Source organism: Nonomuraea sp. NPDC004702 (assembly GCF_053601695.1).
This window is the reverse complement of record NZ_JBSGCE010000015.1, coordinates 25,941-41,323: the sequence shown is the minus strand read 5'-3', so window position 1 is coordinate 41,323 and position 15,383 is coordinate 25,941. Positions and strand designations below refer to the sequence as shown.

Below are 15,383 nucleotides of genomic sequence, written 5' to 3'. Positions count from 1 at the left end.
TCCGCGGCCGGGACCGTGGCGGTCAGGCGCCCCCGCGGCTCCTGGCGACGACCTCCTCCGTGGTGAGCGGCGCCTTCGGGTGGTGCGTCAGGCACATGGGCACGCGCGCCTTGGCGAACCCGCCGCCCTCACCGGCCACGTAGAACTCGCCAGCGCCCAGCCGGGAGATGTCCGGCACGTCGCCGCCGCCCTTGAACTGGGCCATCTCCCTGGCCGCGCTGATCTGGATCGGCGCGTTCAGCAGGCCGAAGAACTGCGTGGCGCAGTTGCCGGGGATCTGGTTGTGCAGCCCCTTGGGCGCCTGCGTGGCGAAGACCAGGCCCAGGCCGTACTTGCGGGCCTGGGAGGCGAGCAGCACCGTGCTGCGGGTGGAGACCGACGCGCCGCCCGCCGCGGGGGCGAACGTCTGCGCCTCGTCCATGACGAACAGCGCGCCCAGCGGACTGTCCTGGGCGGGGTGCCGCTTGAACCAGACGAACAGCTCCATCTGCAGCCGGCTGACGAAGCTCTGCCGCTGCTCCAGGCCCGGCAGCCCGGCCAGGCTGATCACCGAGACGCGGGCCCGCCGGCCCGGCGGCGGCGTCACCAGCAACCCGGGATCGACCGGCTCGCCGGCCCCGCCGAACAGCGGGTCGTTGTCCATCGCCGCGGTCAGCGACTGGGACAGGTCGGCCGCGATGCGCCGGGCGCTGGCCAGCTCGCTCACCCCGTCGGGCAGGTCGGCCAGGTACGCCGCGAACCCTCTCAGACTGGTCGCGCCGCCACCTCCGTAGGCGGCCAGGGCCCGCCTGAGCACGGCCTGCCCGCGCAGCGCCTTCTCGGTGTTGGCGTCCAGCCTGACCCGCGGCACGATGAACGCGACCGCGGCCTCGACCGCCTCGGCGAACTCGTCGGGGTCGCCGGCCAGGCTCGCCAGGTCGGGCAGCGGCTGGAAGCTCAGCGGGCGTCCGCCCGTCCGTCCCGGCGTCCAGACGGTGACCTCGGTGGCCGCCAGGTACTCCTCGGCGCGGCGGGCGTCGCCCTCCGCCCACGTGCGCGGCGGCTCGGGCCACGGCTCGTCCAGCCGGGCCAGGTCGTTGTTCGGGTCCAGCACGATCGAGGAGACGCCGCGCAGCGCGCACTCCTCGACCAGCCGCCTGATCAGCACGGTCTTGCCGGAGCCGGAACCGGCGAAGATCGCGGTGTGCTTGCGCAGCGCCTCCAGCGCGATCCGCACCGGCTCGCCGTCCGCGATCCGCCGCCCGATCGTCAGGGAGTGGTCCTGGGCGTCGCCGTCCTGGCTCCGCGCCGCGACGGGGATCCCGGGGGCCGGTACGGCGGGAACGCTCCACGCGTCGGCCAATGCCTCGGTGAGGAAGCCGATCCCGGACGTCGGCCGCCGCGCGGCGAGCCAGGCGGCCAGGTCCGGCGGGCTCTCCGCGACCAGGGACCGCAGCGCGGCCAGGACCAGCAGGTCCTGGCGGCTCATCCGCAGCGTCCTGCCGCCCGCCCGCTCGAACGCCGCGATCGCCTCCCGCGTCGCCGGCCCAGGCGACCACGGGGTGTCGCGCAGCAGGAACAACCGCCGTTTGGGCACCTCCGCGTCGAGTCCGGCCGCCACGCACGCCTTGCGGAGGCGGTTCAGCGCCGCGTTGCCGTGCGTCGCGCTGACCGCGCGGAAGGCCCAGTGGACCTCGTCCTCCCTGCTCTCGTCGAGCGTGCGGCGCAGCCGGGCGTGCAGCGGGGGCTTGGCGCTCGGCGGCGGGTCCAGGCTGAAGGCCCGGCCGGCCTCACCCTGCTCGGCGATCCACGCGGACAGCCCGGCGGCCAGCAGCGCGGGCATCGCGGTGTCCTCACTGGCCTGGTCGATCACTGGAGCCCGCGCGGCCGCCAGCAGCTCGGCGAAGCGGGCGTCGAGCGCGGCGAGATCGGCGGCGCCGGCCGCCGCGACAGGGCCGGCGTGGTCGGCGGGGCGGGCGTGGTCGGCGGGGCGCGCGGGCGGCTGCGGACGCGGCGTCGTCTCCGCCGCGAACCCGGTCAGCTCCCTGACCTCGCCGTCCAGCAGGCAGGCGCGGACATGCCGGTCGATCCGGATGAGCAGATCGCGCGGGGTGATCCCGGGCGCCTGCTCGAACGCCTCCGGCCGGACCGGCCACGTCGGGTAAGGCGGCTTGACGCCCGCCTCGCCGTACTGCACCTCGAAGCGCGTGGCGACCAGGGAGCGGGCGGTGGCCGCGTCGGGGATGGTCATGAGCGGGACCGCCTGGCGGAAGCGGTCGCGCACGGTGTCGACCGCGACCTGCTCGATGAGCGCCCACGTGGCGGGGATGCAGGTCACCACCGTCAACGTCCGGCGGGTGACCTCGCGCAGCGCCATCAGGCCGCCCGCGATGCGCTCGATCATGAGCTGCTCGGCCGGGTCGTGCCCGGCGTGGCCGGAGGTGGTGACCCGGGACTGGGCGACGAGCGGGTCGATCTGGTCCACCGCGACGATCGTGGGGCCGGTGAGCGCCATCAGCCGCGAGAGGTCCCTGACGATCTCCTGCGGCGTGCGCCCGAGCTGCCGGATGCCCCAGCGGGCCCGCTCGCCCGGCTCGCCCTCGGGCGCCGACGACAGGTACGACTCCCCGAGGTCCTGCAGTCCTGGATCGTCGCCGGCCAGCAGGACCAGGGCGCGCGCGGCGTCCTGGCTGTCGCGGCCGACCTGGCCCCCGACGCGGCGGAACGCGGTGACGAAGGCGTCCAGCTCGTCCCGGGTGAGGCCGCGCTTGCCGGTGATCGAGCGGCGGGCCATGCGGGACAGCCCCGCCATGATGGCCAGGCGGTCCAGGAGCACGGTGAGCTGCGTCTGCCCGTCGTGGCGGGGCCGGGAGAGGCTGTCCAGCAGGGAGACCACGATGCTCTCCCAGAACCCCTTGGCGTCCAGCAGGCCGACCAGGACGAAGTAGCCGTCCTCGCGCTGGGCGCGTTCGCGCAGCCAGCCGAGCAGGTGGGTCTTGCCGGTGCCGCGCTGGCCCTGCACGACCACGCCGATGGGGCTGCTCTCCGGCCGGTGGGCGGCCTCGGCCAGCCCGTCGAGGAGGATCTTCGTCGACGCGCCGTGCAGGCCGTCGACGTGGAAGGGGGAGCGGCGCCACACGTCGTCGGCGCCCTCGGTGTAGTTGAACGTCAGCGCGGCCAGGTCCGCGATGCCGCCGCCGCTCACAGCTCGCCGATCCACAGCAGATGCTTGTCCTGCCCGCCTATGATCACCGCCGCTTCGCGGTCCTCGGGCGTGAGCGTCTTCTGGTTCGACTCCGGGACCAGGTTCACGTCCGGGAGGCGTTCCATCAGGACGAGCGCCTCGTCCACCTCGTGCTTCGGCACGGCGGGGAGCAGCCGCCGGAGCGGGGTCAGGCTCACCCACGAGCCGGGCGCGGCGGCCAGCTCGGCGTACGCGGCCCGGATGCGGGACTCCAGACCGGCGGGAACGACGTCCGGCTCCGGCTGGAAGATCTCCGACAGCCGTTGGTCGGTGCGCCGCATGAACCGGGGCAGCCATTCGAGCAGGGCCCGCGCGATGGCCCCCGACGAGCCGGTCTGCGGCGGGATCGCCCCCGCCCGCAGGTCCTCGGCCAGCCTGGCCCACCCGGAGTCGGTGAGCACGTGCACGAAGGCGCGGCCGCCCCTGGGCTGCCGGCTCTCGACCAGCTTCAGCTCGTTGAGCTTCAGCCGCCTCGGACGGTCGATGGTCAGCTTGTAGTGCTCCTTGAGCTCGCTGCTAGAGACCTCGCGGGCTTCGACGGCCAGCACCAGCAGGGCAGTGAACTCGGGCAGGGTCAGCCCTTTGTCCGGCATATCTCATCCTTCCGCTCTGCGGCGGTTCCGCAGAAACTGGCCGATCTGACGGACGACGGTGTCCATGTCAGTCATCACCTGAGCATCGGGAAAGCGCAGCACGGCGTAACCGTCGAGTTGGAGGAGCACGTCCCGCTGCCGGTCCGCGGCGAACTTGGCCGGCGCCCGGTGGTCGGGACCGTCGATCTCCACGACGCACCGCTCCCGCTCCCAGAGCAGGTCCACCCGGATCGGCACGGCCAGCGGACCCGGCCGGTACGTCTGGTTCCAGGCCCGGCCCCCGGCCCACGCCCGCGCGGACAAGGCGGCCTCCAGCGCCCGCTCGCTCGCGCTGCCCGGATGCGGCCTGCCCGCCACCGGCGGATACGCGACGGCGGGCGCCCGATCGGCGGTCGCGGGAACCGGGACGGCGTCGCGGGCGTCGCGGGCGTCGCCAACGGCTGCGGGGAGCGGGGTGGCGATCGTCCGCACGCGGTCGTCGTGCAGGGGCGCGCCCGCCAGCCAGACGCCGGCCCGGCCCCGGTGCGCCAGCCACTCGCACCCGGCGACCAGCACTTCCCGTGCCGCCGCGCCGAGCCCGTCCGGCACCCGCACCAGGATCGCCAGCCGGGCCCGGCCGAAGCTGTCGGCCAGCACCCTGACCAGCCCCGCCGCCCGGACCTCCGGCGCCAGAGCGCTGGGTGCGCCCGTCAGCGCCCGCCGGGCCAGCTCAGCGAGGAACGGCCCGAAGTGGCCGGTCACCGAGGCCCTGCGCAGGGCCAGCGCCTGGACCGCGGCCACGTTCGCCCCGGACGGGCTCTCGATGCCCTCGGCCCCCGGTAACCAGGCCGGGAACAGCGCGATGGCCGCCTTGTCCAGCTCACGCAGGACGGAGGCGGCCAGGTCGGCGACGGAACGTTCCTCGGCGGCGAAGTAGGTGACGACGGCCGGGGCGTCGTCCGGCAGGGGATCGAGGGCCGGCGCCACGGCGTCGGGGTCGGCGTCGAGCCGTACCACCTGGCCGATCGGCAGCTCTGCCCACGACGGCACGGCTTCCTGCCCTCACAAGATCGGAAACGTCGGCACTTGGGAGGGTAACCCCGTCCTCAGCGGGCTGTCACCCAGACCGGGGACGCAGCCTCCACGGACGGGACGTGGGCGCGGGTCAGCAGGGCCTGGGACACGCTCGCCTTCACCAGGGCCGCCGTCCGCACCACCGGGACGAGCGTGAGCGCGAACAGCAGGCCCACCGCCGTGTTGAACACCACGAACGGCACGGTTCCGGTGCCGAGGCCGAGCAGGGCGGGCAGGCCGCCGTCCACGCCGGGGATCGCGGCGATCGCCCAGCCGTAGACCGGGAAGGTCAGGCCGAGCAGCGCGCCCGCCCACCACACCGCGCTCACGACGGCGGCGGCCAGCGAGACCGGGAAGGTGATGATCGCGTGCAGCAGGTCCATCGCCGCCTGGCCGGAGGCCAGCGGGTTCATCATGCGGCGGAAGGAACCCGCCCCCGCGGGGGTCTGCGCGTAGCGGGGGCGGGCGATCGGGTGGCCGAGCACTCCGGGGAGCGCGGCGCGCTCCAGGTCGGCGAAGTGGCGGGCCATGGCGGCGGTGGCGGCCAGGACGGGCAGCCCGACGAACACGACCGCCGAGCCGAGACCGGCCGAGACTCCGGCGACGGCGAGGGTGAAGGAGGCGGCGGCCGCGGGGAGGCCGAGCAGGGTGTACCGGGTGTCGGTGGCGACGCGGTGCCGGAGGGTTGTCATGGCTACGACGCTACGGGCCCGGCGGGGGAGCGCTCGATCCTGGCGGCGGGCCACTACGTGGTAGGGCAGGCCCTACCACGCCTCCCGGCGGACCCCTGGGGAAACGGTCCCCCCTACTGCGGCTGGTCCACCCGGATCACGGTCAGCTCCTGCGGACGCACCGGCTCCCGGCAGTGCGCGCACACCGTGAGCGGCTCCAGGGGCTCGCCGCACGAGTGGCGCCACACGGTGGGCGGCTCGCCCTCGGTGACGTACCGGTCGCCCCAGTCCATCAGGGCGAGCAGGACCGTGTGCAGGGCCTGGCCCGACTCGGTGAGGACGTACTCGTGGCGCGGCGGGTGCCGCTCGTACGGCACCCGCTCCAGCAGGCCCACCTCGACCAGCTTGCGCAGCCGGGCGGTGAGGATGTCGCGGCTGGCGCCGGTGTTGCGGGCGATCTGGTCGAAGCGGCGCACCCCGAGCATGATCTCGCGCATCGCCAGCAGGCTCCACCGCTCGCCCACGACGGCCAGCGCGTTGGCGATCGAGCACTCTCTCGGGCGGGACAAGGCCCCTCCGCTCAGGTAGGTCCGGATTTCCAACTTACCATCAGGCGGCCCGTCCAGGGATGGCGGCGAGCAGCTCGCGGGTGTAGTCGGCGCGCGGCGAGCCGAAGATCTCGGCCGCCGTGCCGCTCTCCACGATCCGGCCCGCCTGCATCACGTGCACCCGGTGCGAGATCATCCGGACGACGGCCAGGTCGTGGCTGATGAACAGGTAACTGAGCCCGAGGTCGCGCTGCAGGTCGGCGAGCAGCTCCAGGATCTGGGCCTGGACCAGCACGTCCAGCGCGGAGACGGCCTCGTCGAGCACGACCAGCTCGGGGGAGAGCGCCAGCGCCCGCGCGATCGCCACCCGCTGCCGCTGGCCGCCGGACAGCTCGTGCGGCAGCCGTTCGGCCACCGACGCCGGCAGCGACACCTTCTCCAGCAGCTCGGCGACGGTCCGCGCGCGCTCGGCCGGGGTGCCCACCCGGTGCACGCGCAGCGGCTCGGCGATCGACTTCTCGACCGTGTAGCGAGGGTCGAGCGAGGCGTACGGGTTCTGGAAGACCGGCTGCACCCGGCGGCGGAAGGCGAACAGCTCCCGGCGGCCGAGCGAGGCCAGGTCGGTGCCGTCGAACAGGATCCGGCCGGAGGTGATGCCGTCCAGGCCGAGCAGCAGGTTGGCGGTGGTCGACTTGCCCGAGCCCGACTCGCCCACGACCGAGACGGTACGGCCGCGCGGGATCGTGAAGGAGACCCCGTCCACCGCCGTGAACTCCCCGGCGCCGCCCCGCAACGGGAACACCTTGCGCAGGTCCTCCACCACGACCAGGTCCTCGGCGCTCTCCTCGGGGCCGGGCTCGGCCACCCGCACCGACGACAGGCTCGGCACGGCCTTCAGCAGCCGCCGGGTGTACTCGTGCCGCGGGTCGGCCAGCAGCTCGGCCGCCGGGCCGGTCTCCACGATCTCGCCCCGGTACATGACGGCCACCACGTCGGCCCGCTCGGCGGCCAGCGCCAGGTCGTGCGTGATGAGGAAGACGGCGGTGCCCATCTCGGCGGTGAGCTGCCCGAGCTGGTCGAGGATGCGCCGCTGCACGGTCACGTCGAGGGCCGAGGTCGGCTCGTCGGCGATGAGCAGCTTGGGCCGGCAGGCCAGGCCCATGGCGATGAGCGCCCGCTGCCGCATGCCGCCGGAGAACTCGTGCGGGTACTGCCCGGCCCGCCGCTCCGGCTCGGGGATGCCGACCATCTCCAGCAGCTCGGTCACGCGCCCGCGCGCCGTCCTGCCCGCGGCCAGGCCGTGCACCTCCAGGGCCTCGGCGATCTGGTCGCCGATGCGCATGAGCGGGTTGAGGTTGGACATCGGGTCCTGGGGCACCAGGCCGATGCCCGCGCCCCGGACGGCGGTCATCTCGCGCTCGCTCACCCCGGCCAGGTCGCGGCCGTCGAACAGCACCTGGCCGGTGGTGATGCGGCCGCCCGCGGGCAGCAGCCGGTTGACCGCGGCGGCCGTGGTGGACTTGCCCGAACCCGACTCGCCGACCACGGCCACGGTCTGTCCCGGCAGGATCTCCATCGAGACGTTCTTGACGACGGTGACGTCCTGCTTGCGGGTGCGGAAGGCGACGGAGAGGTCGCGGATCTCCAGGAGCGGGGTCATGCGGTCCTCGATCGGTGGGTGATGGCCTGCAGCAGGCCGGTCCAGAGGGCGTCGGTGGGCGTCGGCGCGGCCGTCGTCAGCAGGCGGTTGCTCGCCAGCGCGATCGCGACGTCCCGGCCGGGGACGAACCCGACGGCGCACCCGACGTAGCCGGGGTGGCCGAGCACCGTGACGGTCTCCTCCCGCAGGTCGAGCCGGTAGGTGCGGAAGCCGAGCGCCTGGCCGGGGTCGGGGCCGGGGGTGAAGAACTCGCGGGCGACCTCGGGCCGCCACAGCCGGTCGTGCTCCTCGTAGCGGGACAGCGCGGTGGCGTACCGCAGCAGGTCCGGGACGGTGGAGAACAGCCCGGCATGGCCCGCCACGCCGCCGAAGGCGTGGTAGGCGTTGCCGTCGGCGACCCGGCCGAGCACGGGCTCGTGCCGCCAGCCGGCGAAGTCCGCGCTGCGGAAGGGCACCGGGTACGGCTCGGAGGTGTCGAGCATGCGCATCTCGACCCGGTCGTCCAGGGCGCTCATGGCCACCTCGGGCCCCGCCGGCCGCGCGTACGTGGTGCCGGCCAGCCCGAGCGGCCCGGTGACCAGCTCGGCCACCGCCCGGTCCAGCGACGTGCCGGTGACGGTCTCGACCACCCGGCCGAGCACGATGAAGCCCAGGTCGGAGTAGTGCCGTTCGCGGCCGGGCGCGTAGCGCGGGGCGGGCATCCGCGGGTCGAGGTACATCGGCCACCACTCCCACAGCCCGGCCCGGTGCAGCAGCAGGTCCCGCACGGTGATCTGGTCGGGGCAGCCCTCCGGCAGGTACGCGGCCGCCCGCTCGTCCAGGTCCACCAGGCGGTCGGAGACCAGGCGGAGGAGGGCCGTCGTGGTGGCGACGACCTTGGTGACCGAGGCCAGGTCGTGGTGCGTGCCGAGGGTCATGGGGGCCTCGCCGGCCAGTGCGCCGCCGTCCGCCCGGCGCACGGTGCGGTGGCCGGTGCACTCGGTCAGGTCGAACCACGGCGTGCGGGCCGCCCGGACCAGGCCCGCGGGCGGACCGGGCTCGGGGCTCGCGGGCCCCCCTGGCCGGCTCGAAGGGCCGGGCGGCGCGGCGGGAGCCGGGGTCATCGGCGCAGCACCAGCGAGCGCGGCGGCGTGGTCAGCGGGGCGGGCAGGGCGAGCGGGCCCGCGCCCGGCGTCAGCGTGCCGAGCACCCGGGCGGCCTTCGCGCCCGTGCCGCCGGGGACGGTGCCCGGCAGGCCGTGGGCGGTCAGCCAGCCGATGAGCGCGAAGGCGATGGCCTCCTTGTCGTCGGCCGGGGCGCCGAGCTCGTCGGACAGCGACACCCGCACGCCGGGCAGGGCGGCGCGCAGGCCGTCCATGATGACCGGGTTGCGGCAGCCGCCGCCGGAGACGACCAGCACGTCCACGCCCGCCGCGGCGACGTCGGCCGCCACCGTGCGGACCGTCAGCTCGGTCAGCGTCGCCACCAGGTCAGGGCCGGACGGCTCGCGGCCCGCCCTGGCGATCGCGGCCTCGACGTAGGCCAGGTGGAACAGTTCCTTGCCGGTGCTCTTCGGCGCGGCCAGCCGGTAGTACGGCTCGTCGAGCAGCACGTCGAGCAGGCGTTCGTCCACCTGGCCGGAGGCGGCGATCCGGCCGTCCTCGTCGTAGCCGCGCGGGTTCAGGCCGCGGCCGGACACCACGGCGTCGACGAGGGCGTTGGCCGGGCCGATGTCGTAGGCGCTCAGGCCGCCGTCGCGCACGACGGTCATGTTGGAGATGCCGCCCAGGTTGAGCGCCGCCGCGCCGCCCGCCCCGCCCGTGCCGCCCGTGCCGCCCGTGCCGCCCGGGTGTCCGTCCGACAGCAGGCCGCCGAGCAGCAGGTCGTCGAGCACGGAGACCAGCGGGGCGCCGTGCCCGCCCGCGGTGATGTCGCGGATGCGCACGTCCGACAGCACGGGCGCGCCGGTGCGCTCGGCGATCCAGGCGGGCTGGCCGATCTGCAGGGTGCCGCGCGCGTGCGCGCCCTCCACCCAGTGGAAGACCGTCTGGCCGTGCGAGACGATCAGGTCGGCCGGACCGGCCTGCCCGGCCGCGGCCGCGGCGGCCTCGGCGAAGCACTGGCCGATGAGCGTGTCGAGCACGCACACCTCGGCCAGCGTGACGGGCGCGGGCGGCAGCGCGGCCACCAGCCGGGCGCGCAGCTCGTCCGGATAGGGGGTGCTCGCGGTGTGCAGCACGCGGCCGGTCAGCACGTCGCCGTCGAGGCCGAAGTCGACCAGGGCCACGTCGATGCCGTCGTGCGAGGTGCCGGAGATCATGCCGAGGATCTTCACGCCGGCTCTCCCAGCGCCACGCGCAGCCGTCCCTCGCTGCGGTCCAGCAGCGCCGCCGCCTCCTGCGGCCCGAGCCCGAGCCGGGCGCCGAGCACCGCCTGCTTGACGTTGAAACCGTGCTGGTCGAGCACCCGTTCCGCCTCCTCGCGGTCCACACCGGCGATCGTGCGCACGATCCTGATCGCCCGTTCCCGTAGCTTGCCGTTGCTGGCCTTGACGTCGACCATCAGGCTTCCGTACGTCTTGCCGAGCCGGACCATGACGATGGTCGAGAACATGTTGAGCACGAGCTTCTGCGCCGTGCCCGCCTTGAGCCGGGTCGAGCCGCTGACCACCTCGGGCCCGACCAGCACCTCGATCGCGTGCTCGGCCTCGCCGCTGAGCGGGGTGCCCGGGTTGCAGGACAGGCCGACGGTCAGCGCGCCGCGCTCGCGGGCCCGCCGGACCGCGCCCAGCACGTACGGCGTGCGCCCGCTGGAGGCGATGCCCACCACCGTGTCCAGCGGCCCGACGCCGGCCGCGTCGATCGCCGCCGCGCCGGCCCCCGCGTCGTCCTCGGCGCCCTCGCACGGGTGCACGATCGCCCGCTCGCCGCCGGCGATGACGGCGAAGACCTGCTCGGGCGGGGTGCTGAAGGTGGGCGGGCATTCGGAGGCGTCCAGGACGCCGAGCCGGCCCGGCGTGCCCGCGCCCACGTAGACCAGCCGGCCGCCGGCCCGTACCAGCTCGGCGGCGGCCTCGATGGCCGGGGTGATCTGCGGCAGCGCCGCGGCGACCGCGGCGGGGACGGTGGCGTCGGCCGCGTTCATGGTCGCGGCGAGCTCGGCCACGCTCATGGTGTCGATGCCCGCGAAGCGCGGGTCGGCCGATTCCGTGGTCAGTTCTGAGAGGTTCACCGCTTGCCTCGGGTTCTGGGGTCGAGAGTGTCACGCAGGCCGTCGCCGAGCAGGTTCAGGCCCACCACCAGCAGCACGACGACCGCGCCCGGCGCGATCAGCGTCCAGGGGGCGACGAACACCAGGCTGCGGGCCTCGAAGATCATCGAGCCCAGCGAGGGGGCGGGCGGCGGCGTGCCCAGGCCGAGGAAGCTCAGCGACGCCTCGGTCAGCACCGCCCACGACAACGACAGCGCCACCTGGATGACGATGATCGAGGTGATGTTGGGCAGCACGTGCCTGAGCATGATCTGCCAGCGGCTCTGGCCGGTGGAGACCGCGGCCTTGACGTACTCGATCTCCCGCAGGGAGAGCACGGGGCCGCGCGTGACACGGATGAAGATGGGGACGTACACGATCGCGATGGCGACGGCGACCGTGAACCAGTTGCGGTCCAGCACCGAGGCCAGCGAGAGCGCGAGCAGCAGCGGCGGGAACGCGAACAGCACGTTCGTCACGCCGCCGATGGCGCCGTCGGCGAAGCCGCGGTAGAACCCGGACACCAGGCCGCCCAGCGTGCCGACCACGGTGGCGAAGGCCACCGCGACCACCGCGATGAGCGCCGAGTTGCCGACCCCGGCCGCCACCCGGGAGAAGACGTCCCGGCCGAACTGGTCGGTGCCGAACAGGTGCGTCCCGGACGGCGACAGGAACCGCTCGGGCGGGTTCTGGGCGATCGGGTCGTAGGGGAGCAGCCCGGCGTACGACAGCGCCGCCACCACGGCCAGCACCAGCAGCACGATCGTGCCCGCCAGCATGGCGGGGCTCCTGCGCAGCGCGGTCACGACGCCCTCACCCGCGGGTCGATGATCCGGTACAGCCCGTCGGTCAGCAGGTTGACCAGCACGAACGCCAGCGCGATGACCAGGACCGTGCTCTGCACGACCGCGTACTCCTTCTGCTGGATGCCGAGCAGCACCTGCCGGCCCACGCCGGGCACGGAGAAGATCTGCTCGACCACGACCGCGCCGCCGAGCAGGTAGCCGAACTGCAGCCCGGTCATCGTCACGATCGGCACCAGCGCGTTGCCCAGCACGTGCCGGACCTGCAGGCGGCGCGGCGGCACGCCCTTGGCACGGGCGGTGCGCACGAAGTCCTCCGAGCGCACCTCCAGCACCGCCGTACGGGTGGTGCGCAGGATCGGCGCGGCGATGCCGAAGCCGAGCACGAGCGCGGGCAGGAACATCTGCTGCAGGTTGAGCAGCGGGTCCTCGGCGAGCGTGGCGAAGCCCTGGCCGTTGGGGTTGAAGCCGAACGACGCCGCGAAGATCGACAGCAGCGTCGTGGCCAGCAGGAACGCCGGGACCGACAGCCCGGCCAGGCTCACGACCTGGCCGAAGGCGTCCCGCGGCGAGTTCGTCCTGGACGCCGACAACATGCCGAGCGGCACGCCCAGCAGCAGCGCCAGCACGATCGAGAACACCGCCAGCTCGAACGTCACCGGCAGCGAGTGCAGCGTCATCTCCAGCACGCCCTGCTGCGAGCGGGCCGAGTAGCCGAAGTTGCCGGTGAGCATGTTGCCCAGCCAGGAGAAGAACTGCGTGACCGGCGACTGGTCCAGCCCGTAGTACTGCTCCAGGGCCACGCGCTGCGCCGGGGTGAGGGCAGCCGCCTCCGTGCCGAGCCCCGCGGTGATCTGGTCGCCCGGGATCGCCCGGAGCATGACGAAGACGAACACGGCCACCCCGAACAGGGTGCCGATCGTCGAGGCCACGCGCCGGACGGCCCGGCTTGCGAGGATCCGGCGCATCAGGCGACGGACGTCGTGCGCAGGTACTGCAGCGACCCGCTGACCATCGGTACGAACCCGGACACGTTGGAGGTGGTGCCGGTGTAGGTGTAGCTGGTGAACAGCCAGATCCAGGGCGCGTTGGCCTCCAGCTCGGCCGAGACCTTCTCGTAGATCGCCTTGCGGGCGGCCGGGTCGGTCGTGGCCTTGCCCTCGGCGAACAGCTTGTCCAGCTCCGGCGAGCTGTACCCGGCGACCTTGTTCAGGTTGCCCTTGCTGGTGAAGTAGCGGCCGTAGGAGCCGTCGGGGTCCGGACGCCCGCCGTTGAGCGCGACGGCCGCGTCGAAGTCGGCCGCCACCCAGCGGTCCACGAACGCGCCGGACTCCAGCACCTCCAGGTCCAGGGTGATCTTCGCCTCGGCGAGCTGCGCCTTGAGGTTCTGGGCCTCGTTCACGGAGGTGGCGTACTCGCCCTGGGAGACGATGGCCTTGACCGTCACGCCGCCGGACTTGCCCGCCTTGCCGAGGTACTCGGCGGCCTTGGCCAGGTCGCGGGCCGGGCAGGGACGCTTGGCCGGGTCGGACTTGAAGGCCGGGGCGGTGATCGGCCCGGTCACCTCGCCCTCGCCGAGCGCGGCGGTGTCGAGCACCTGCTTGCGGTCGATCGCGCACTGGATCGCCAGGCGCACGTTGACGTCCTTGAGGTCGCCGCGCTGGGCGTTGAGCTGGAGGGCGTGGTAGCTGAGCTGCGGCGTCTTGGTGACGGTGATCGTTCCGCCGCCCTGCGCGGTCTGGGCGACCAGCGGGTCGTTGAAGACCGCGAGCTGCACGTTGCCCGACTGCATGGCCGAGACGATGGACGACTCGTCCGGGATCACCCGGAACTCGACGCTGCCCACCTTCGGCTTCTCGGCGCCCCAGTACTTGTCGTTCCTGGCCAGCGTCAGCGACTGGCTCGGGACGCGCTTGCCCAGCGTGAACGGGCCGGTGCCGTTGGGGGTGGCGTTGAGCTTCTCCTCGGTGTCGTCGGAGGAGAGCATCGCCATGTTGACGGTGGCCAGGTTCGCCGGGAGCGCGGCGTCGGGGCCGGTCAGCTCCAGCACCACCGTGCTCTCGTCGGGAGCCTCGACGGACTTCACCGACGCCAGCGACGCCCGCGCCACGGCCGCCGTCTTCTCGTCCATGATCTTCTCCAGGGACGCCTTGACGTCCTTGGAGTCGAAGGCGCTGCCGTCGCCGAAGGTCACGCCCTTGCGCAGGGTGAGGGTCAGCTTCTTGCCGTCCTCGGACGCCTGCCACGACTCGGCCAGGCCCGGCACGACGTTCAGGTCCTTGTCGAACTCGGTGAGGGTGCCGTAGATGTTCTGCAACACGTTCACGGCCGTGAACTGGGTGGCCTTCCAGGGGAAGAGCGTGTCGGGGTCGGAGGTCACGCCGACGACCAGGGCGCCGCCGGACTTGCCCGTGGCGCCGGTGCTGGTCGCGGGCCCGGAAGATGATGAACAGGAGGTCAGGGCGATGGACAGCACTGCGGCGGCGCCGATCGCGGAGAGCGCGCCACGGGGCATGTGGTCTCCTCAGGGGCAGTAGGTCATAAAATTACGCAGACCCTACCACTGGTGTACTAAATTTCCTCAACAGGGATGGATGACGAATGGTCGAGGACGACGGAAGCCTGCTGATCCGCATCCGTGCGGCCATGCCCGCATTACGGCCGTCGGAGCGGCGTATCGCCGAGACGTTCACCGGCGACCCGGCCGCCGCCGCGAACCTGTCCATCGCCGAGCTGGCCGCCCGCTGCGCCACCTCGACGACCTCGGTCGTGCGCTTCTACCAGCGCATGGGATACGCCCACTTCAAGGACTTCCGGATCGACCTGACCAGGGCCGCCGCCCGGGAGGAGCTGACCACGTCGAGCCTGCCGGAGGTGTCGGGCGACATCGACCGCCACGACAGCTTGGAGGGCATCGTCTCCAAGGTCGCCACCAACGAGACGCTGTCCATCGCCGACACGGCCCGTTCCCTGGACATGCGGGCCCTGGGCCGGGCGGTCGCCCTGCTGCTGGCCGCGCGCCGGATCGACACCTTCGGCGTGGGCGCGAGCGCGCTGGTCGGCCTCGACCTGCAGCAGAAGCTCTCGCGCATCGGGCGTACCGCGATCAACTGGCACGACGCCCACTCGGCCTGGACGTCGGCGGCCACGCTCGACGCCGGCTGCGTGGCCGTCGCGGTCTCGCACACCGGCGCGACCGTGGACACGGTCGAGTTCCTGGCCATCGCCCGCCGGTCCGGCGCGGCCACGGTGGCGATCACGAACTTCCGCGACTCGCCGCTGGCCGCCACCGCCGACGTGACGCTGACGACGGCCGCCCGCGAGACCCAGTTCCGCTCCGGCGCGCTCGGCAGCCGCATCGCCCAGCTCATGGTCGTCGACTGCCTGTTCACCGGCGTGGCCGCGGCCAGTTACGACGAGTCGATGGCGGCCCTGCGCAACACCTACGCGGTCGTCCACGACCGGACGGTGCACAAGCGGGGGTGAACCGGCCTGACCAGCATGGAAGTCTTTCTTTGGCGGCACGTGAATCTAGTGACAAAAAGTGATGACACGGCTACTTTAAGTTGACATTCTGGTGGCGAGGCATCGTCTACCAGGAGAG

13 protein-coding genes are annotated in these 15,383 nt (G+C 73.4%); 1 reads left to right on the top strand and 12 read right to left on the bottom strand.

Going from position 1 to position 15,383, the window contains the following annotated elements:
* Window positions 1-22: 22 nt before the first annotated feature.
* From ACWEJ6_RS20145 to ACWEJ6_RS20090, 12 genes are all read right to left on the bottom strand, one after another.
* Complete coding sequence (locus ACWEJ6_RS20145; RefSeq protein WP_452425258.1) at window positions 23-3,199, bottom strand: ATP-binding protein; 3,177 nt, start codon at window positions 3,197-3,199, stop codon at window positions 23-25.
* Entirely contained in the window at window positions 3,181-3,816 is a 636-nt protein-coding gene (locus ACWEJ6_RS20140) for a hypothetical protein (protein ID WP_452425256.1), read from the bottom strand. The genes ACWEJ6_RS20145 and ACWEJ6_RS20140 overlap by 19 nt, the downstream gene beginning before the upstream one ends.
* 3 nt (window positions 3,817-3,819) lie before the next feature.
* Window positions 3,820-4,845, bottom strand: a complete 1,026-nt coding sequence (locus tag ACWEJ6_RS20135) for a DUF559 domain-containing protein (RefSeq protein ID WP_452425254.1) — start codon at window positions 4,843-4,845, stop codon at window positions 3,820-3,822.
* 56 nt (window positions 4,846-4,901) lie between these two features.
* On the bottom strand, window positions 4,902-5,561 hold the full coding sequence (locus ACWEJ6_RS20130; RefSeq protein WP_387665190.1) for a sensor domain-containing protein: 660 nt from the start codon (window positions 5,559-5,561) through the stop codon (window positions 4,902-4,904).
* Between the two features lie 113 nt (window positions 5,562-5,674).
* Window positions 5,675-6,109 carry a winged helix-turn-helix transcriptional regulator gene (locus ACWEJ6_RS20125; protein ID WP_352364923.1) on the bottom strand — a complete coding sequence of 145 codons (435 nt, stop codon included), beginning with the start codon at window positions 6,107-6,109 and terminating at the stop codon, window positions 5,675-5,677.
* Window positions 6,110-6,149: 40 nt separating this feature from the next.
* The gene (locus ACWEJ6_RS20120) at window positions 6,150-7,748 is read right to left on the bottom strand and encodes an ABC transporter ATP-binding protein (RefSeq protein ID WP_452425251.1); all 1,599 of its coding nucleotides are present in this window, start codon (window positions 7,746-7,748) and stop codon (window positions 6,150-6,152) included.
* On the bottom strand, window positions 7,745-8,851 hold the full coding sequence (locus tag ACWEJ6_RS20115) for a serine hydrolase domain-containing protein (protein WP_452425249.1): 1,107 nt from the start codon (window positions 8,849-8,851) through the stop codon (window positions 7,745-7,747). Before ACWEJ6_RS20115 ends, ACWEJ6_RS20120 begins: the two co-directional genes overlap by 4 nt.
* Complete coding sequence (locus ACWEJ6_RS20110; RefSeq protein ID WP_452425247.1) at window positions 8,848-10,062, bottom strand: anhydro-N-acetylmuramic acid kinase; 1,215 nt, start codon at window positions 10,060-10,062, stop codon at window positions 8,848-8,850. The genes ACWEJ6_RS20115 and ACWEJ6_RS20110 overlap by 4 nt, the downstream gene beginning before the upstream one ends.
* Entirely contained in the window at window positions 10,059-10,958 is a 900-nt protein-coding gene (gene murQ / locus ACWEJ6_RS20105; RefSeq protein ID WP_358285846.1) for an N-acetylmuramic acid 6-phosphate etherase, read from the bottom strand. Before murQ ends, ACWEJ6_RS20110 begins: the two co-directional genes overlap by 4 nt.
* The gene (locus ACWEJ6_RS20100; protein WP_352364933.1) at window positions 10,955-11,782 is read right to left on the bottom strand and encodes an ABC transporter permease; all 828 of its coding nucleotides are present in this window, start codon (window positions 11,780-11,782) and stop codon (window positions 10,955-10,957) included. Before ACWEJ6_RS20100 ends, murQ begins: the two co-directional genes overlap by 4 nt.
* Window positions 11,779-12,747, bottom strand: coding sequence for an ABC transporter permease (locus ACWEJ6_RS20095; protein ID WP_358285852.1), 969 nt, complete (start codon window positions 12,745-12,747; stop codon window positions 11,779-11,781). The genes ACWEJ6_RS20100 and ACWEJ6_RS20095 overlap by 4 nt, the downstream gene beginning before the upstream one ends.
* A complete protein-coding gene (locus ACWEJ6_RS20090) occupies window positions 12,747-14,294 on the bottom strand; it encodes an ABC transporter substrate-binding protein (RefSeq protein ID WP_358285855.1) in 1,548 nt (515 codons plus the stop codon). Before ACWEJ6_RS20090 ends, ACWEJ6_RS20095 begins: the two co-directional genes overlap by 1 nt.
* Before the next feature lie 86 nt (window positions 14,295-14,380).
* On the opposite strand from ACWEJ6_RS20090, the gene ACWEJ6_RS20085 reads away from it, so the two are divergent.
* The gene (locus ACWEJ6_RS20085; RefSeq protein WP_387665209.1) at window positions 14,381-15,265 is read left to right on the top strand and encodes a MurR/RpiR family transcriptional regulator; all 885 of its coding nucleotides are present in this window, start codon (window positions 14,381-14,383) and stop codon (window positions 15,263-15,265) included.
* Window positions 15,266-15,383: the final 118 nt, after the last annotated feature.